General features: G+C 64.1%; 20 protein-coding genes and 1 pseudogene. 18 read left to right on the forward strand and 3 right to left on the reverse strand.

All coding sequences use genetic code 11. The features are described 5' to 3' along the window. The first annotated feature begins 59 nt into the window (after nucleotides 1-59). The 7 genes from hslV to ACLCGK_RS09600 all read left to right on the forward strand — a co-directional run bounded on the left by hslV (nucleotide 60) and on the right by ACLCGK_RS09600 (nucleotide 7801). Complete coding sequence (hslV, locus tag ACLCGK_RS09570; protein WP_003249309.1) at nucleotides 60-590, forward strand: ATP-dependent protease subunit HslV; 531 nt, start codon at nucleotides 60-62, stop codon at nucleotides 588-590. A 76-nt stretch (nucleotides 591-666) separates the two neighbouring features. Further along, complete coding sequence (gene hslU, locus ACLCGK_RS09575) at nucleotides 667-2010, forward strand: ATP-dependent protease ATPase subunit HslU (protein WP_015272084.1); 1344 nt, start codon at nucleotides 667-669, stop codon at nucleotides 2008-2010. Nucleotides 2011-2196: 186 nt separating this feature from the next. Continuing rightward, nucleotides 2197-2574: a gamma-butyrobetaine hydroxylase-like domain-containing protein gene (locus ACLCGK_RS09580; RefSeq protein ID WP_003249306.1), complete on the forward strand. Its 378-nt coding sequence runs from the start codon at nucleotides 2197-2199 to the stop codon at nucleotides 2572-2574. Between the two features lie 269 nt (nucleotides 2575-2843). Then, the gene (gene phaC / locus ACLCGK_RS09585) at nucleotides 2844-4523 is read left to right on the forward strand and encodes a class II poly(R)-hydroxyalkanoic acid synthase (RefSeq protein ID WP_015272085.1); all 1680 of its coding nucleotides are present in this window, start codon (nucleotides 2844-2846) and stop codon (nucleotides 4521-4523) included. 63 nt (nucleotides 4524-4586) lie between these two features. Further along, on the forward strand, nucleotides 4587-5438 hold the full coding sequence (phaZ, locus tag ACLCGK_RS09590) for a poly(3-hydroxyalkanoate) depolymerase (protein WP_013974535.1): 852 nt from the start codon (nucleotides 4587-4589) through the stop codon (nucleotides 5436-5438). Between the two features lie 52 nt (nucleotides 5439-5490). Beyond that, complete coding sequence (gene phaC / locus ACLCGK_RS09595; protein ID WP_410951891.1) at nucleotides 5491-7173, forward strand: class II poly(R)-hydroxyalkanoic acid synthase; 1683 nt, start codon at nucleotides 5491-5493, stop codon at nucleotides 7171-7173. A 13-nt stretch (nucleotides 7174-7186) separates the two neighbouring features. Next, nucleotides 7187-7801, forward strand: coding sequence for a TetR/AcrR family transcriptional regulator (locus tag ACLCGK_RS09600; RefSeq protein ID WP_025340913.1), 615 nt, complete (start codon nucleotides 7187-7189; stop codon nucleotides 7799-7801). Between the two features lie 120 nt (nucleotides 7802-7921). Here ACLCGK_RS09600 and ACLCGK_RS09605 read toward each other — a convergent pair whose 3' ends face one another. The 3 genes from ACLCGK_RS09605 to ACLCGK_RS09615 form a co-directional block, all read right to left on the reverse strand. Further along, the gene (locus tag ACLCGK_RS09605) at nucleotides 7922-8695 is read right to left on the reverse strand and encodes a phasin family protein (protein WP_410951892.1); all 774 of its coding nucleotides are present in this window, start codon (nucleotides 8693-8695) and stop codon (nucleotides 7922-7924) included. Nucleotides 8696-8705: 10 nt separating this feature from the next. Then, the gene (locus tag ACLCGK_RS09610) at nucleotides 8706-9125 is read right to left on the reverse strand and encodes a phasin family protein (RefSeq protein WP_023663112.1); all 420 of its coding nucleotides are present in this window, start codon (nucleotides 9123-9125) and stop codon (nucleotides 8706-8708) included. A 123-nt stretch (nucleotides 9126-9248) separates the two neighbouring features. Next, nucleotides 9249-9524 (reverse strand): polyhydroxyalkanoic acid system family protein, encoded by a 276-nt coding sequence (locus ACLCGK_RS09615; RefSeq protein ID WP_015272091.1) that lies wholly within the window; start codon nucleotides 9522-9524, stop codon nucleotides 9249-9251. Nucleotides 9525-9648: 124 nt separating this feature from the next. Here ACLCGK_RS09615 and ubiE point away from each other — a divergent pair, with 124 nt between their 5' ends. From ubiE to ACLCGK_RS09670, 11 genes and pseudogenes are all read left to right on the forward strand, one after another. Beyond that, nucleotides 9649-10419, forward strand: a complete 771-nt coding sequence (gene ubiE / locus ACLCGK_RS09620) for a bifunctional demethylmenaquinone methyltransferase/2-methoxy-6-polyprenyl-1,4-benzoquinol methylase UbiE (protein WP_013974541.1) — start codon at nucleotides 9649-9651, stop codon at nucleotides 10417-10419. After that, entirely contained in the window at nucleotides 10419-11042 is a 624-nt protein-coding gene (locus ACLCGK_RS09625; RefSeq protein WP_410951893.1) for an SCP2 domain-containing protein, read from the forward strand. The genes ubiE and ACLCGK_RS09625 overlap by 1 nt, the downstream gene beginning before the upstream one ends. After that, nucleotides 11039-12658 carry a ubiquinone biosynthesis regulatory protein kinase UbiB gene (ubiB, locus tag ACLCGK_RS09630; protein ID WP_015272092.1) on the forward strand — a complete coding sequence of 540 codons (1620 nt, stop codon included), beginning with the start codon at nucleotides 11039-11041 and terminating at the stop codon, nucleotides 12656-12658. Before ACLCGK_RS09625 ends, ubiB begins: the two co-directional genes overlap by 4 nt. Nucleotides 12659-12730: 72 nt before the next feature. Continuing rightward, nucleotides 12731-13123: a phosphoribosyl-AMP cyclohydrolase gene (hisI, locus tag ACLCGK_RS09635; protein WP_013974544.1), complete on the forward strand. Its 393-nt coding sequence runs from the start codon at nucleotides 12731-12733 to the stop codon at nucleotides 13121-13123. Between the two features lies 1 nt (nucleotide 13124). Beyond that, the gene (locus ACLCGK_RS09640) at nucleotides 13125-13460 is read left to right on the forward strand and encodes a phosphoribosyl-ATP diphosphatase (RefSeq protein ID WP_015272093.1); all 336 of its coding nucleotides are present in this window, start codon (nucleotides 13125-13127) and stop codon (nucleotides 13458-13460) included. A gap of 154 nt (nucleotides 13461-13614) precedes the next feature. After that, entirely contained in the window at nucleotides 13615-13887 is a 273-nt protein-coding gene (locus ACLCGK_RS09645) for a twin-arginine translocase TatA/TatE family subunit (protein ID WP_003259853.1), read from the forward strand. A gap of 3 nt (nucleotides 13888-13890) precedes the next feature. After that, nucleotides 13891-14268 (forward strand): Sec-independent protein translocase protein TatB, encoded by a 378-nt coding sequence (gene tatB, locus ACLCGK_RS09650; RefSeq protein ID WP_003259854.1) that lies wholly within the window; start codon nucleotides 13891-13893, stop codon nucleotides 14266-14268. Beyond that, nucleotides 14265-15053, forward strand: a complete 789-nt coding sequence (gene tatC, locus ACLCGK_RS09655) for a twin-arginine translocase subunit TatC (RefSeq protein WP_013974546.1) — start codon at nucleotides 14265-14267, stop codon at nucleotides 15051-15053. The genes tatB and tatC overlap by 4 nt, the downstream gene beginning before the upstream one ends. Beyond that, nucleotides 15050-15757: a 16S rRNA (uracil(1498)-N(3))-methyltransferase gene (locus ACLCGK_RS09660; RefSeq protein ID WP_025340919.1), complete on the forward strand. Its 708-nt coding sequence runs from the start codon at nucleotides 15050-15052 to the stop codon at nucleotides 15755-15757. The genes tatC and ACLCGK_RS09660 overlap by 4 nt, the downstream gene beginning before the upstream one ends. Before the next feature lie 217 nt (nucleotides 15758-15974). After that, nucleotides 15975-16919: pseudogene (locus ACLCGK_RS09665) on the forward strand (methyl-accepting chemotaxis protein); the annotation flags it as partial. Nucleotides 16920-17060: 141 nt separating this feature from the next. Beyond that, nucleotides 17061-17774 carry a methyl-accepting chemotaxis protein gene (locus ACLCGK_RS09670; RefSeq protein ID WP_404940928.1) on the forward strand — a complete coding sequence of 238 codons (714 nt, stop codon included), beginning with the start codon at nucleotides 17061-17063 and terminating at the stop codon, nucleotides 17772-17774. Nucleotides 17775-17880: the final 106 nt, after the last annotated feature.

Raw genomic sequence — 17880 nt, forward strand, 5'->3', positions numbered from 1 at the left:
CCCACCCCCATATGAGTCTGCATCAGGCACTTTCGCCCCGCTGCGTGGAGACTCTCCCCTTGACCACCATCGTTTCTGTCCGCCGTAACGGCAAAGTCGTCATGGGCGGCGACGGCCAGGTATCCCTCGGCAACACCGTGATGAAAGGCAACGCCAAGAAGGTGCGCCGCCTGTACCACGGCCAGGTCATCGCGGGCTTCGCCGGCGCCACCGCCGATGCGTTCACCCTTTTCGAGCGCTTTGAAGGCCAGCTTGAAAAACATCAGGGCCACCTGGTCCGCGCCGCCGTCGAGCTGGCCAAGGAATGGCGTACCGACCGTTCCCTGAGCCGCCTGGAAGCCATGCTGGCCGTGGCCAACAAGGACGCCTCCCTGATCATCACCGGCAACGGCGATGTGGTCGAACCCGAAGACGGCCTGATCGCCATGGGTTCCGGCGGCGCCTACGCCCAGGCCGCAGCACGCGCCCTGCTGAACAAGACCGACCTCTCGGCCCGTGAAATCGCCGAGACCGCCCTGAACATCGCCGGCGACATCTGCGTGTTCACCAACCACAACCTGACCATCGAGGAGCAGGACCTGGCCGACTGATCAGCTGTTCTGGCGCTCCATCCCGGTGATGGGGCTTTTCCACGCTGAATCATTCTGCCCGAGGACCCTATTGATCATGTCCATGACCCCCCGCGAGATCGTCCACGAACTCAACCGCCACATCATCGGCCAGGACGACGCCAAGCGCGCCGTGGCAATCGCCCTGCGCAACCGCTGGCGGCGCATGCAGCTCCCCGCCGAGCTGCGCGCCGAAGTGACCCCGAAGAACATCCTGATGATCGGCCCTACCGGCGTCGGCAAGACCGAAATCGCCCGCCGCCTGGCCAAGCTGGCCAACGCGCCGTTCCTCAAGGTCGAAGCCACCAAGTTCACCGAAGTGGGCTACGTGGGCCGCGACGTCGAGTCGATCATCCGTGACCTGGCCGATGCAGCATTGAAGATGCTGCGTGAGCAAGAGATCATCCGCGTGCGCCACCGCGCCGAAGACGCCGCCGAAGACCGCATCCTCGATGCCCTGCTGCCGCAGGCGCGGGTCAGCAGCTTCGCCGAGGAAGCCGCGCAGACCAGCACCGATTCCAACACCCGCCAGCTGTTCCGCAAGCGCCTGCGCGAAGGCCAGCTGGACGACAAGGAAATCGAGATCGAAGTGGCCGATGCCGTGGGCGTCGAAATTGCCGCGCCGCCCGGCATGGAAGAAATGACCAACCAGCTGCAGAGCCTGTTCGCCAACATGGGCAAAGGCAAGCGCAAGGCGCGCAAGCTGAAGGTGAAAGAAGCGCTGAAGATGGTTCGCGATGAAGAAGCGAGCCGCCTGGTCAACGAGGAAGAGCTCAAGGCCAAGGCCCTGGAAGCTGTCGAGCAGCACGGCATCGTGTTCATCGACGAAATCGACAAGGTTGCCAAGCGCGGCAATGTTGGCGGCGCCGACGTGTCCCGTGAAGGCGTGCAGCGCGACCTGCTGCCGCTGATCGAAGGCTGCACCGTCAACACCAAGCTGGGCATGGTCAAGACCGACCACATCCTGTTCATTGCCTCGGGTGCGTTCCACCTGAGCAAGCCGAGCGACCTGGTGCCCGAACTGCAAGGCCGCCTGCCGATCCGTGTGGAGCTCAAGGCCCTGACCCCGGAAGACTTCGAGCGCATCCTGCAGGAGCCGCACGCGTCGCTGACCGAACAGTACCAGGCCCTGCTCAAGACCGAAGGCCTGAATATCGAGTTCCTCGCCGACGGTATCAAGCGCCTGGCCGAGATTGCCTACCAGGTGAACGAGAAGACCGAGAACATCGGTGCCCGCCGCCTGCACACCCTGCTCGAGCGTTTGCTCGAAGAGGTGTCGTTCAGCGCTGGCGACCTGGCCAGCACCCATGACGAAGCGCCGATCCAGATCGACGCGGCGTACGTGAACAGCCACCTGGGTGAGCTGGCGCAGAACGAAGACCTGTCGCGTTACATCCTGTAAGACCGCACGGGGCCGCTTTGCGGCCCAATCGCCGGCAAGCCAGCTCCCACAGGTACTTCACAATCCTGAACCTGTGGAGTACCTGTGGGAGCTGGCTTTTCCGTCGTTTGGCTGCCGAGGCGCCCCTTTCCCAACGGCCCGAATCTCCCGAAGCTGTGCACTATCAGCTCCCGAGAGATTCCAGCCATGGCCCGCCTGCCCACCGCCATCAACCTGCACAAAGCCTCGAAAACCCTCAGCCTCACCTACGCCCCCGGCGAGGTCTACCACCTGCCCGCCGAATTCCTGCGCGTGCACTCCCCCTCCGCCGAGGTCCAGGGCCACGGCAACCCCATCCTGCAGTTCGGCAAGATCAACGTCGGCCTCAGCGGGCTGGAACCTGCCGGGCAATACGCACTGAAACTGACCTTCGACGACGGCCATGACAGCGGCCTGTTCACCTGGGAATACCTCGAGCAGCTGTGCCTGCGCCAGGAACAGCTGTGGGCCGAGTACCTCGACGAACTGCACAAAGCCGGCAAATCCCGCGACCCCGCCGAGTCGGTGGTCAAACTCATGCTCTAGCGCAAGGCCTTCAGGATTTAGAGCGCATTTTCTAAATTCATTTGTTTGAATACCTTACAGACAGCCCAGTGACGGGCTGTCTTGCGCATTACATGAAAGTCGGGTAACCAATGGGGGGTGGCAAGTTCCCTGCATCAAATTGCAGGTAGCCAGAACCCTCGCAGCACCGCTGTTCCTTATCACTGGTCACCCGAGTAGCAGTACCGGGCTCAGAACTGTGCACCCGCCACAGCAACCGGTACTCGTCTCAGGACAACGGAGCGTCGTAGATGAGTAACAAGAACAACGATGAGCTGCAGCGGCAGGCCTCGGAAAACACCCTGGGGCTGAACCCGGTCATCGGTATCCGTCGCAAGGACCTGTTGAGCTCGGCACGCACCGTGCTGCGCCAGGCCGTGCGCCAACCGCTGCACAGCGCCAAGCATGTGGCCCACTTTGGCCTGGAGCTGAAGAACGTGCTGCTGGGCAAGTCCAGCCTTGCCCCGGAAAGCGACGACCGTCGCTTCAATGACCCGGCATGGAGCAACAACCCACTTTACCGCCGCTACCTGCAAACCTATCTGGCCTGGCGCAAGGAGCTGCAGGACTGGATCGGCAGCAGTGACCTTTCGCCCCAAGACATCAGCCGTGGCCAGTTCGTCATCAACCTGATGACCGAAGCCATGGCGCCGACCAACACCCTGTCCAACCCGGCAGCGGTCAAACGCTTTTTCGAAACAGGCGGCAAGAGCCTGCTCGATGGCCTGTCCAACCTGGCCAAGGACCTGGTCAACAACGGCGGCATGCCCAGCCAGGTGAACATGGACGCCTTCGAGGTGGGCAAGAACCTGGGCACCAGTGAAGGCGCCGTGGTGTACCGCAACGATGTGCTGGAGCTGATCCAGTACAGCCCCATCACCGAGCAGGTGCATGCCCGCCCGCTACTGGTGGTGCCGCCGCAAATCAACAAGTTCTACGTATTCGACCTGAGCCCGGAAAAGAGCCTGGCGCGCTACTGCCTGCGCTCACAGCAGCAGACCTTCATCATCAGCTGGCGCAACCCGACCAAAGCCCAGCGCGAATGGGGCCTGTCCACCTATATCGATGCGCTCAAGGAGGCGGTCGACGCGGTGCTGGCGATAACCGGCAGCAAGGACTTGAACATGCTCGGTGCCTGCTCCGGCGGCATCACCTGCACGGCATTGGTCGGCCACTATGCCGCGCTAGGCGAGAACAAGGTCAATGCCCTGACCCTGCTGGTCAGCGTGCTGGACACCACCATGGACAACCAGGTCGCCCTGTTCGTCGACGAGCAGACCCTGGAGGCCGCCAAGCGCCACTCCTACCAGGCCGGCGTGCTCGAAGGCAGCGAGATGGCCAAGGTGTTCGCCTGGATGCGCCCCAACGACCTGATCTGGAACTACTGGGTCAACAACTACCTGCTCGGCAACGAGCCGCCGGTGTTCGACATCCTGTTCTGGAACAACGACACCACGCGCCTGCCGGCCGCCTTCCATGGCGACCTGATCGAGATGTTCAAGAGCAACCCGCTGACGCGCCCGGACGCCCTGGAAGTGTGCGGCACTCCGATCGATCTGAAACAGGTCAAATGCGACATCTACAGCCTCGCCGGCACCAATGACCACATTACCCCTTGGCAGTCGTGCTACCGCTCGGCGCACCTGTTCGGCGGCAAGATCGAATTCGTGCTGTCCAACAGCGGCCATATCCAGAGCATCCTCAACCCGCCAGGCAACCCCAAGGCGCGCTTCATGACCGGTGCCGATCGCCCGGGTGACCCGGTGGCCTGGCAAGAAAACGCTACCAAGCATGCGGACTCCTGGTGGCTGCACTGGCAAAGCTGGCTGGGCGAACGTGCCGGCGAGCTGAAAAAGGCACCGACCCGCCTGGGCAACCGTGCCTATGCCGCTGGCGAGGCATCCCCGGGCACCTACGTTCACGAGCGTTGAGCTGCAGCGCCGTGGCCCCCTGCGGGGCGCCACGGTGTTCATTTCACCCCATGAGTCACGCGCATGCCGCAACCCTATATCTTCAGGACCGTCGAGCTGGACAACCAGTCCATCCGCACCGCCGTCCGCCCGGGCAAGTCGCATCTGACGCCGCTGCTGATCTTCAACGGCATCGGCGCCAACCTGGAGCTGGTGTTTCCGTTCATCGAGGCGCTGGACCCGGACCTGGAAGTCATCGCCTTTGACGTGCCCGGGGTCGGCGGCTCGTCCACGCCGCGCCACCCTTACCGCTTCCCCGGGTTGGCCAAGCTGACGGCACGCATGCTCGACTACCTCGACTACGGCCAGGTCAATGCCATCGGCGTGTCGTGGGGCGGCGCCCTGGCCCAGCAGTTCGCCCACGACTACCCCGAGCGCTGCAAGAAGCTGGTGCTGGCCGCCACTGCCGCCGGTGCGGTGATGGTGCCGGGCAAGCCCAAGGTGCTGTGGATGATGGCCAGCCCGCGGCGCTACGTGCAGCCGTCGCATGTCATCCGCATTGCGCCGACGATCTATGGCGGCGGCTTCCGGCGTGACCCGGACCTGGCCATGCAGCACGCCGCCAAGGTGCGATCCGGCGGCAAGATGGGCTACTACTGGCAGCTGTTCGCCGGGCTTGGCTGGACCAGCATCCATTGGCTGCACAAGATCCAGCAGCCGACCCTGGTGCTGGCAGGCGACGACGACCCGTTGATCCCGCTGATCAACATGCGCCTGCTGGCCTGGCGAATTCCCAATGCCCAGCTACACATTATCGACGACGGCCATCTGTTCCTGATCACCCGAGCCGAGGCCGTCGCCCCGATCATCATGAAGTTCCTTCAGCAAGAGCGTCAGCGCGCTGTCATGCACCCTCGCCCGGTTTCGGGCGTGTAGGGGCGGGCTTGCCCGCGAAGCGGCGCCATGGTTAGAACGAGGGAGTGTTGCCATGAAAGACAAAACGGCCAAAGGAACGACAACGCTTCCCGCCACCAGCATGAACGTGCAGAACGCCATCCTCGGCCTGCGCGGCCGTGACCTGATTTCCACGCTGCGCAATGTCAGCCGCCAAAGCCTGCGTCACCCGCTGCACACCGCGCATCACCTGTTGGCCCTGGGTGGTCAGCTGGGCAGGGTGATGCTGGGTGACACACCGTTTCAGCCGAACCCGCGGGATCCGCGCTTCAGCGACCCGACATGGAGCCAGAACCCGTTCTACCGGCGCGGCCTGCAAGCCTACCTGGCCTGGCAGAAGCAGACCCGCCTGTGGATCGAGGAAAGCCACCTGGACGACGATGACCGGGCCCGTGCGCACTTCCTGTTCAACCTGATCAACGATGCACTGGCGCCGAGCAACTCGCTGCTCAACCCGCTGGCGGTCAAGGAACTGTTCAACAGCGGTGGCCAGAGCCTGGTACGCGGCGTGGCCCACCTGCTCGATGACCTGCGCCACAACGATGGCCTGCCACGCCAGGTCGACGAGCGCGCCTTCGAAGTGGGCGGCAACCTGGCTGCAACCGCCGGCGCCGTGGTGTTTCGCAACGAACTGCTGGAGCTGATCCAGTACAAGCCGATGAGCGAAAAGCAGCACGCCCGGCCACTGCTGGTAGTGCCGCCACAGATCAACAAGTTCTACATCTTCGACCTCAGCTCGACCAACAGCTTCGTCCAGTACATGCTCAAGAGCGGCCTGCAGGTGTTCATGGTGAGCTGGCGCAACCCCGACCCGCGCCACCGCGAATGGGGCCTGTCGAGCTACGTGCAGGCCCTGGAAGAAGCGCTCAACGCTTGCCGCAGCATCAGCGGCAACCGCGACCCCAACCTGATGGGCGCCTGCGCCGGCGGCCTGACCATGGCCGCGCTGCAGGGCCACCTGCAGGCCAAGCACCAGCAGCGCCGGGTGCGCAGCGCCACCTACCTGGTCAGCCTGCTGGACAGCAAGTTCGAAAGCCCCGCCAGCCTGTTCGCCGACGAGCAGACCATCGAGGCCGCCAAGCGCCGCTCCTATCAGCGCGGCGTGCTGGATGGCGCCGAGGTGGCGCGGATCTTCGCCTGGATGCGGCCCAACGACCTGATCTGGAACTACTGGGTCAACAACTACCTGCTCGGCAAGACACCACCAGCCTTCGACATCCTGTACTGGAACGCCGACAGCACACGCCTGCCCGCCGCGCTGCATGGCGACCTGCTGGACTTCTTCAAACTCAACCCGCTGACTCACCCAGCCGGCCTGGAGGTATGCGGCACCCCCATCGACCTGCAGAAGGTCGATCTGGACAGTTTCACCGTGGCCGGCAGCAACGACCACATCACCCCGTGGGATGCGGTGTACCGCTCGGCCTTGCTGCTGGGCGGCGACCGTCGCTTCGTGCTGGCCAACAGCGGGCACATCCAGAGCATCATCAACCCGCCCGGCAACCCCAAGGCCTATTACCTGGCCAACCCCAAGCTGTCCAGCGACCCGCGTGCCTGGTTCCACGATGCCAAGCGCAGCGAAGGCAGCTGGTGGCCGTTGTGGCTGGAGTGGATCACCCCGCGCTCCGGCCCGCTCAAGGCACCGCGCAGCGAACTGGGCAATGCCACCTACCCACCGCTGGGCCCTGCGCCGGGCACCTACGTGCTGACCCGATGAGCATGCCGACTGGATGAAGACTCGCGACCGTATCCTCGAATGTGCCCTGCAGCTGTTCAACCAGCAGGGCGAACCGAACGTATCCACCCTGGAAATTGCCAACGAACTGGGCATCAGCCCCGGCAACCTCTACTACCACTTCCACGGCAAGGAGCCGTTGGTGCTGGGGTTGTTCGAGCGCTTTGAAGAAGCGCTGATGCCCTTGCTCGACCCGCCGCTGGAGGTACGCCTGGATGCCGAGGATTACTGGCTGTTCCTGCACCTGATCGTCGAACGCATGGCGCAGTACCGCTTCCTGTTCCAGGACCTGTCGAACCTGACCGGGCGCCTGCCCAAACTGGCCCGCGGCATGCGCAGCCTGATCAACGCACTCAAGCGCACACTGGCGGCGTTGCTGGCCAGCCTCAAGGGCCAGGGGCTGGTAGAGAGCGAGACCCAGGCGCTGGGGCAACTGGTGGAGCAGATCACCCTGACACTGATGTTCTCGCTGGATTACCAGCGGGTACTGGGGCGCGAGGGGGATGTGGGGATTGTGGTGTACCAGGTGATGATGCTGGTGGCGCCGCATCTGCAGGCCCAGGCGCGGGGGGCGGCGGAGCAGTTGGCGGTGAGGTATCTGGAGGGGTAAGCCTGTTGTTTCGGTGTCGCGGCTTTCGCGGGCATGCCCGCTCCCACAGGTGAAATGCAGTGCTCGAGTGCACACAGGACCTGTGGGAGCGGGCAAGCCCGCGAAGAAGGCGACGCGGTATCAGATCAGGGTACCGGTGCCTGTCGGTGCCGAAGGCGGATTGCTGGCCGGAGCCGCGGTTGGTGCAGGAGCTGCGCTAGCGGCCGGAGCGGCGCTCGCCGCTGGAGCTGCCGGCTTGGCGGCTGCTGGCTTGGCCGGTGCTTTCTTCACTGCCGGCTTCTTCGCCACAGCCGGCTTGGCCGCTGCCGGTTTCGCCGCAGGCTTGGCCGCCGCGGTCTTGGCAGCAGGTTTCGCCGCAGCAGTCTTGGCCGCCGGCTTGGCCGCCGCGGTTTTCGCCGCAGGCTTGGCCGCTGCCGTCTTGGCCAGTGGCTTGGCCGCCGCCTTGCTCGCAGCCGGTTTGGCTGCAGTGCGCGACGAAATCGGGGTAACCGAAGCACCGGTGAGTTTCTCGATCTGCTTCGTCAGGCTGTCCACCTGCTGGTGCAGGGCCTTGATCTCGTTGCGGCTCGGCACGCCAAGGCGCGAGATGGCGCTGTTCAGGCGCTTGTCGAAGGCCTCTTCGAGTTCGCTCCACTTGCCCAGCGCACGGTCCTTCACGCCCGACACACGCGAAGTGGTCGACGATTTGGCAGTTTCAGCAACATCTTCGGCGGTCTTCTTCGCCTGCTTCTCGGCCTTCTCGCCATCCTTCACCAGCGAGTCGAACAGCTTCGGGCCGTCCTGGTCGATCTTCGAATAGATACCAAGCCCCGCCAGCCAGATCTTGCGGGAGTACTTCTCGATCCCGCCGACCCAGGAGCTGCCTTCTTTCTCGGAATTCTTCTTGCCAGCCATCCTGCTCTCCTTATGGTTTGTGCGCGACGCGCTCGAGCAGCTCGTGCAGCTGTTCAAGCTTGATGGACAACGCCTCAACGTCATGTTTAGACGGAATGCCAAGGCGATTCAAGGCGCGACCTACCCGCGCGTCGAAAGCTTTTTCGATCTTGTCCAGTTGAACTTCGACCTTGCCGCGTACGCGACTGACTTCCTGGGTCGCTTCGTCGATCTGGTTGTTGGCAGCATCGAGCTCCTTGTCGATGCGCTTCTTGCCACGCTTCTCGACGCCTTCGCCGGCCTTGACCAGCTCATTGAAGTAGTCGGAGCCTTCCTGGCCCACACGCGCATAGGCGCCGATGCCTGCCAGCCAGATCTTGCGCGCGTAGCCGCGCACCTCGCCCAGCGTGCCCGGGGCGTCGTCCTTTTTCTTCACAGTCACTTTGGCCATGCTCTATACCTCATGCTCATGAGTGGAGGAGAAACCGCCCATGGAGGTTGGGCTTGAGCACAAGGTAGAGAGGTAAATTAGAATCTTCACCCTAAGGTGAACGAGTATGGCCCCCGGAAGGGGTCAGGCCAGGGCTTTGTCCAGCGCCCGCTCGATCTCGCCCTTGATGGTGCCGCTCATCATCGACAGCATCATGCCCAGCTTCAATTCGACGCGGATGCGGTCATCGAAGATGTGCACGCTGCCGTTGGCACCACTGCGCGCCACGTCGACCCGGTCACCGTTCCAGGTGGCCTTGAGGTCGTATTCGCGGGTCAGTTTGTCGACCAGCGCTTCAGCCTTGGCACGGGCGGCATCGCGGCCGAGGGAATGTTTGCGTTCGACGCTGATCTGGGTCATGCGGGTGTTCCTGAAGATGAAGACATAATGGGCATTATGCCCGCCCCTGCCCACTGGCACACCCCGCCAAGACAAATCTGCCCGTTCGCCCTAGAATGGCGGTAATTTTTTCCGGTGAAGCGATATGAACGACCAGCGCAAAGGCGACCACGCCGAACCCACCACCCATTTCGGTTACCAGGACGTCCCTGAAAGCCAGAAGGCGAAGAAAGTCGCCGAGGTGTTCCACTCGGTAGCGGCCAAGTACGACCTGATGAACGACGTGCTTTCCGGCGGCATGCACCGCCTGTGGAAGCGCTTCACCATCGAGCTGTCGGGCGTACGCGCCGGCAATCGTGTACTGGACATCGCCGGCGGTACCGGCGACCTGGCCGCCAAGTTCTCGCGGCTGGTCGGCCCGACCGGTCAGGTAGTGCTGGCCGACATCAACGAATCGATGCTCAAGGTCGGCCGTGACCGCCTGCTCGACCGTGGCGTGGCCGGCAACATCGAGTTCGTTCAGGCCGACGCCGAGAAGCTGCCATTCCCGGACAACCACTTCGACTGCGTGACCATCGCCTTCGGCCTGCGCAACGTCACCCACAAGGACGAAGCCATCCGCTCGATGCTGCGCGTGCTCAAGCCAGGCGGTCGCCTGCTGGTGCTGGAGTTCTCCAAGCCTACCAACAAGCTGATGTCCAAGGCCTACGACGCCTACTCGTTCGCCTTCATGCCGCTGGCCGGCAAGCTGATCACCAACGACTCGGAGAGCTACCGTTACCTCGCCGAGTCGATCCGCATGCACCCCGATCAGGAAACCCTGAAGGCCATGATGGTCGAGGCCGGTTTCGACCGGGTCACCTACCACAACATGACCAGCGGCATCGTTGCCGTGCATCGGGGGATCAAGCCCTGATGCTGCTGGCCGGGCTGCTCGCCAGCGCCGAACATGGCCTGAACCGCGTCCTGCGCATGGACAGCACGGCCCTGCCGCGGCTGGCCGCGCTGGAGGGCAAGGTCATCGAGATCGACTGCCGCCAGCCAGCCTTGCAGGTGTTCATCCTGCCCGATGAAGAGGGCCTGATGCTCGCCGCCCACTGGCAAGGCGAGGTCGACTGCAGCCTGCACGCCCCGGCCGGCAGCCTGGCGCAACTGGCCCTGGCCAGGGACAAGACCGCCGTGCTGCACAGCCCGCAAGTCGAACTGCATGGCGACAGCGCCGTGTTGCTCGACCTGTTCGGTGTGCTGCAGGACCTGGAGCTGGACTGGGAACACGAACTGCAACGCTGGCTTGGCCCGGTCGCCACGGCGCTGCTGGCTGGCCACATTCGCCTGCGCGCACGCTGGACCCGCCAGGGCCTGGCGCGCTTCAGCCAGAACCTTTCCGAGTACCTGGCCGAAGAGTCCCGTACCCTGGTCGGCAAACGCGAAGCCGAAGCCGCCTTCAGCGAGCTCGATACCCTGAAGCTCGATACAGAACGCCTCGAGGCGCGCCTCAAGCGCCTCTCCCGATCCCTTGATACCAGCGATAACGCATGAAGCTGCTCGCCGTCCGCCGTCTTTTTCGCATCCAGCGTGTGGTGATCCGCTACCGTCTCGATGACCTGCTGTTCGACCTGCCGCTGCCCTGGTGGCTGATGAGCCTGCGCCTGCTGATGCCGTGGCGCTGGCTGCCGCGCAAGCCGTCCGAGCTCAACCGAGGCGCGCGCCTGCGCCTGGCCCTGCAGGACCTGGGGCCGATCTTCATCAAGTTCGGCCAGTTGTTGTCCACCCGCCGTGATCTGCTGCCCAACGACATAGCCGATGAACTGATGCTGCTGCAGGACCGCGTGCCGCCGTTCGACCCCAAGCAGGCCGTGGCACTGATCGAGGCGCAGCTGGGCGCCCCGGTAACGCAACTGTTCAGCCGCTTCGACGTCGAACCACTGGCCTCGGCCTCGGTGGCCCAGGTGCATGCTGCGCGCCTGAAAAGTGGCGAAGAAGTAGTGGTCAAGGTGGTGCGCCCGGGCCTGAAGCCGGTGATCGCCCAGGACCTGGCCTGGCTGTTCCTGATCGCCAAGGCCGCCGAGCGCGCTTCGGCCGACGCCCGCCGCCTGCACCCGGTGGAAATCGTCGGCGACTACGAAAAAACCATCTACGACGAGCTCGACCTGCTGCGCGAAGCGGCCAACGCCAGCCAGTTGCGGCGCAATTTCGAAGGCTCCGAGCTGATGTACGTGCCCCAGGTGTACTGGGACCTGTGCCGCCCCAAGGTGCTGGTGATGGAGCGCATCTACGGCGTGCCGGTGACCGACATGGCCACCTTGGCCGATCAGCGCACCGACATGAAGCTGCTGGCCGAACGAGGCGTGGAGGTGTTCTTCACCCAGGTGTTCCGCGACAGCTTCTTCCATGCCGACATGCACCCGGGCAACATTTTCGTCAGCACGGTCAAACCATGGAGCCCGCAGTACATCGCCATCGACTGCGGCATCGTCGGCAGCCTGACCGCCGAGGACCAGGACTACCTGGCGCGCAACCTGATCGCTTTCTTCAAGCGTGACTACCGCCGCGTCGCCCAGTTGCACATCGACTCGGGCTGGGTACCGGCGCACACCAAGGTCAACGAGTTCGAAGCGGCGATCCGCACCGTGTGCGAGCCGATCTTCGAAAAACCGTTAAAGGATATTTCCTTCGGCCAAGTGCTGATGCGCCTGTTCCAGACCGCCCGGCGCTTCAACATGGAAGTGCAGCCGCAGCTGGTATTGCTGCAGAAAACCCTGCTCAACATCGAAGGCCTGGGCCGCCAGTTGTACCCAGACCTGGACCTGTGGAGCACCGCCAAGCCATTCCTCGAGCGCTGGATGCGCGACCGCATGAGCCCCAAGGCCGTGCTCGGCAACATCCACAGCCAGGTCGAGCAACTGCCGCACCTGGCCGACATGGCCCGCGACCTGCTCGAGCGCCTGTCGCAACCGCACCTGCACGATCCGCAACTGCCGGAGCGGCGCCGCCAGGGTGACCGCTGGGCGCTGCGCCTGCTCGGCGCCGGCCTGCTCGGCGGGGGCGCGGTACTGGCCGCTGGTGCCGCCGCAGCCACCAGCCTGGCCGCCCCTGCCGCCTGGCCGGCCTGGCTGATGCTGGCCGCCGGCCTTTACCTGATCGTGCGCCAATAGCCAGCCGCGCCCATGGCTGGCACACTAGCGCAAAGGGCCCGGCACAGGAGCGGGCCCGCTTTGGAGTCGACGATGAAAGACTGGCTGGACGAGATCAAGTGGAACAGCGAGGGCCTGGTACCGGCGATCGCCCAGGACCACAAGACCGGACGCGTGCTGATGATGGCCTGGATGAACCGCGAATCGCTGGCCCTGACCGCCGCCGAGCAACGCGCCATCTACTGGTCGCGTTCGCGTGGCAAGCTGTGGCGCAAGGGCGAGGAATCCGGGCATGTGCAGAAGCTGCATGAAATGCGCCTGGACTGCGATGCCGACGTGATCATCCTGATGGTCGAGCAACTGGGCCATATCGCCTGCCATACCGGCCGTGAAAGCTGCTTCTACCGCGTCTTCGAAGACGGCCAGTGGAAAACCGTCGACCCGGTCCTGAAAGACCCGGATGCCATCTACAGCGCAGGACACTGACATGAGCGACACCCTGAACCGCCTGGCCGAAGTGCTTGAAGAACGCAAGCAAGCGGCCCCCGACAGCTCCTACGTGGCCAGCCTGTACCACAAGGGCCTGAACAAGATCCTCGAAAAGCTCGGCGAAGAGTCGGTCGAGACGATCATTGCCGCCAAGGACGCCGCGGTCAGCAAGGATTACAGCGATGTCATCTACGAAACCGCCGACCTGTGGTTTCATAGCCTGGTAATGCTCAGCGCGCTGGGCCAGCATCCGCAAGCCGTGCTCGATGAGCTGGAACGCCGCTTCGGGCTTTCCGGGCATGATGAGAAGGCTGCACGAACGCCTGCTGCCTGACGTATTTGGGGGCGCCTGTGGGAGCGGGCGTGCCCGCGAAGAATGCGACGCGGTATATGGCACCGGCTACGCCGGTGTTCGCGGGCATGCCCGCTCCCACAGGGGCCGTGTTGCCGGATCGATTTGCTGTACACACATTTTTCAGGAGTACGAAATGGGTATCTTTGACTGGAAACACTGGATCGTCCTGCTGGTGGTCGTGGTCCTGGTGTTCGGTACCAAGAAGCTGAAGAACTTCGGCAGTGACCTGGGTGAGTCGATCAAGGGCTTCCGCAAGGCCATGAGCGACGAAGAGAACAAGCCGGCCGAGCAGACCCCGCCGCCTGCCCAACCCGTTCCACCGGTGCAGAACACTGCCCAGCAGAACCAGGGCCACACCATCGAAGGCCAGGCCCAGCCGGTCCAAGAGCCGCAGCGGAAAGACTGACCCATGTTCGGCATCAGTTTCAGCGAGCTGCTGCTCGTCGGCCTGGTCGCCCTGCTGGTGCTCGGCCCCGAGCGCCTGCCCGGTGCCGCGCGCACGGCAGGCCTGTGGATCGGCCGGCTCAAGCGCAGTTTCAACAGCATCAAGATGGAAGTGGAGCGCGAAATCGGCGCCGACGAAATCCGCCGCCAGCTGCACAACGAGCACATCCTGCAGATGGAAGAGGAAGCCAAGCGCATCCTCAACCCGATGACGCCACCGGCGCAGCCGCCTGTCACCACCGCAACCGTTCAGCCCCCCGCCGGGCTCGAAGCCAGGCCGGTCGAGACCGCTGCCGCCCCGGCCACGCCTTCTGAACCGCCTCAACCGCCGCGAGCCCCATGAGCGAAAATCCGGAACACGACCAGCCAATGCCGCTGGTTTCGCACCTGACCGAACTGCGCACCCGCCTGTTGCGCTGCGTTGCCGTCATTTTCCTGATCTTTGCCGGGCTGTTCTCCTTCGCCCAGCAGATCTACACCCTGGTCTCCGCACCGCTGCGCGAGCACTTGCCGGCCAATGCCACGATGATCGCCACCGACGTGGCATCGCCGTTCCTCACGCCGTTCAAGCTGACCATGATCGTCTCGCTGTTCCTGGCGATTCCGTTCATCCTCCAGCAGATCTGGGGCTTCATCGCACCCGGGCTGTACCGCCATGAAAAGCGCATTGCCATTCCGCTGCTGGTGTCGAGCATCTTCCTGTTCTACGCCGGCATGGCCTTCGCCTATTTCCTGGTGTTCCCGCTGATCTTCGGCTTCTTCGCCAGCGCCACGCCAGAAGGCGTGTCGATGATGACCGACATCGCCAGCTACCTCGACTTCGTGATGACGCTGTTCTTCGCCTTTGGCGTGGCCTTCGAAATCCCGGTGGCGGTGGTGCTGCTGGTATGGATCGGCGTGGTCGACGTGAAGTACCTGAAGAAGATTCGCCCCTACGTGATCATCGGCTGCTTCGTGGTCGGCATGGTCCTTACCCCGCCGGACATCTTCTCCCAGACCCTGCTGGCCGTACCCATGTGGCTGCTGTTCGAGATCGGCGTGCTGTGCGGCAGCCTGATCCGCAAGCGCAGCGCCCACGACGAAACCGCCAACGACCACAACGACCAGCCACCAGCGACCCAACCGTGAACCTGTTGCTCCTTGAGGAGGCCGACTTCGTCTCGGCCGACCGCGTCGTCCTCGCAGATAGGCGCTTCACCCACATGCAGGACATCCACCGTGTGGCGGTGGGCGACAACCTGCGCGTGGGCCGAATCAACGGCCTGATGGGCAAGGCCACGGTGCTGCGCCTGGAAAAGCACGAAGCCGAACTGGAAGTCGCCTTTGACCAGCAGCCACCGGCCAAGCTGCCGCTGACCCTGGTGCTGGCCGTACCTCGGCCGAAAATGCTGCGCCGGCTGTTCCAGACCGTGGCCACCCTCGGCGTGCCGCGGCTGATCCTGCTGAACAGCTACAAGGTCGAGAAAAGCTTCTGGCAAACACCGTTCCTGCACCCGGACAGCATTCGCGAGAACCTCATCCTGGGCCTGGAACAAGCCCGCGACACCGTGCTGCCCGAAGTGATCATCGAGAAGCGCTTCAAACCGTTCGTCGAAGACCGCCTGCCGGCCATCGCCGCAGGCACCCTGGGCTTGGTCGGCCACCCTGGCCCCTACCCCGCCTGCCCGCGCGCCGTGGAGCAGCCCGTGACCCTGGCCATCGGCCCGGAGGGCGGCTGGATCCCCTACGAGGTGGACCTGCTGGGCAAGGCAGGCCTGGCTCCGGTCCAGCTGGGTGACCGCATCCTGCGGGTCGAGACCGCGGTGACAGCGCTGCTTTCACGAATTTTCTGACACATAAGTCAACTTTTACCCATAAAGTTTCCCTTCCCCAGGCCGATTGTCTTGGCAACACAACAATTAATCGTGCTGCCAAGGCGCCGGGGAGTCGTACATGTATCAATGGTTCGCCCAATCATTGGGCAATGTGAGCGTCAATCGCAAACTGGGGCTGGGCTTCGGCCTGGTGCTGCTGTTGACCCTGGCCATTACCCTGGCTGGCTGGCACGGCATGGACAGCATCATCAACCGTGGCGACAAGCTGGGAAACATCTCGGTCATCCAGCAGTACACCCAGGAACTGCGCATCGCCCGCCAGCATTACCAGCGCCAGCCTGACGAAGCCTCGGTGGCAGAGCTGGAAAAAGCCCTGGGCAATCTCGAGCGCCAGGTGCAGCTTATGCTCGGGCAGATCGAGCAGCCCGCTGACAGACAGCGCCTTGAGCAGCAACGCGAGGCCGTGCGCGGCTACCAGCAGGCATTCAACGACCTGAAACAGGCCGGCCAGCGCCGCGAGGCCAGCCGCGCCGTGCTAGGCGACACTGCCGATAAGGCCGCGGAGCTGATTGGCCGGGTGCAACGCGGCCTGCTGCAGGGTGGCGATATCAGCCAGTATCAGCACGCGGTGGAAGTCAGCGCCCTGTTGCAACAGGCGCGCTTCCAGGTACGCGGCTACACCTACAGCGGCAACGCCGACTATCAGCAAACGGCGCTGAAAGCTATCGACCAGGCCTTGGCCGAACTGCGCGCGCTACCGGCCAAAGTGCCGGCGGAGCATGCTGCCAGCCTGGACGATGCCACCACTGCCCTGGGAGGCTACCGCGACGCGGTCACCCAGTTCGGCAGCGCACAGGTCGCCAGTGAGCAGGCCCTGCAGAGCATGGTCGAGCACGGCACGGTACTGCTGCAGACCAGCCAGGCGATGACCACCTCACAAACCGCTGTGCGCGACGCCGGGGCGGCCCAGGCCAAGACCGTGCTCGCCGTGGCCACCGTGCTGGCGCTGGCCCTCGGCCTGCTGGCGGCCTGGGCCATCACCCGACAGATCATCGTCCCGCTGCGCCAGACCTTGCACGCCGCCGAGCGCGTGGCCAGTGGCGACCTGACCCTGAGCCTGCAGGTACAACGTCGCGATGAACTGGGCCAGTTGCAGGCCAGCATGCAGCGCATGACCCAAGGCCTGCGCGAACTGATCAGCGGCATCGGTGATGGTGTGACGCAGATCGCCAGTGCTGCCGAGGAGCTGTCGGCGGTGACCGAGCAGACCAGTGCCGGGGTCAACAACCAGAAGGTCGAGACCGATCAGGTGGCGACCGCCATGAACCAGATGACCGCCACCGTGCATGAGGTGGCGCGCAATGCCGAGCAAGCCTCGGAAGCTGCGTTGATGGCCGACCAGCAAGCCCGCGAAGGCGACCGTGTGGTGGGCGAGGCGGTGGCGCAGATCGAGCGCCTGGCCGGCGAAGTGGTCAACTCCAGCGAAGCGATGAACCAGCTCAAGGCCGAAAGCGACAAGATCGGCAGCGTGCTCGACGTGATCAAGTCGGTGGCCCAGCAGACCAACCTGCTGGCCCTCAACGCGGCGATCGAGGCGGCCCGGGCCGGCGAGGCCGGGCGTGGCTTTGCTGTGGTGGCTGATGAGGTGCGCAGCCTGGCGCAGCGCACCCAGCAATCGACCGAAGAGATCGAAGAGCTGATTGCCGGCCTGCAGAGCGGCACCCAGCGTGTGGCCAGTGTGATGGACAGCAGCCGCCAGTTGACCGACAGCAGCGTCGAACTGACCCGCCGAGCCGGCAGTTCGCTGGAGACCATCACCCGTACCGTGTCTTCGATCCAGGCCATGAACCAGCAGATTGCCACGGCAGCGGAAGAACAGACGGCTGTTGCAGAGGAGATCAACCGCAGCGTGATGAACGTGCGGGATATTTCTGACCAGACCTCGGCGGCCAGTGAAGAGACGGCCAGTTCCAGCGTGGAGCTGGCGCGGTTGGGTACCCACCTGCAAGGATTGGTGGGGCGGTTCAGGCTGTGATCTGAAGCATGAGCCATCTGTGCCGGCCTCTTCGCGGGCTTGCCCGCTCCCCCCCAGAACGCCCCTCCACCCCAAAACCCGCGCCCCCCTTGTGAGCGGGAGAGAA

It is taken from the genome of Pseudomonas sp. S1(2024) (assembly GCF_046557535.1).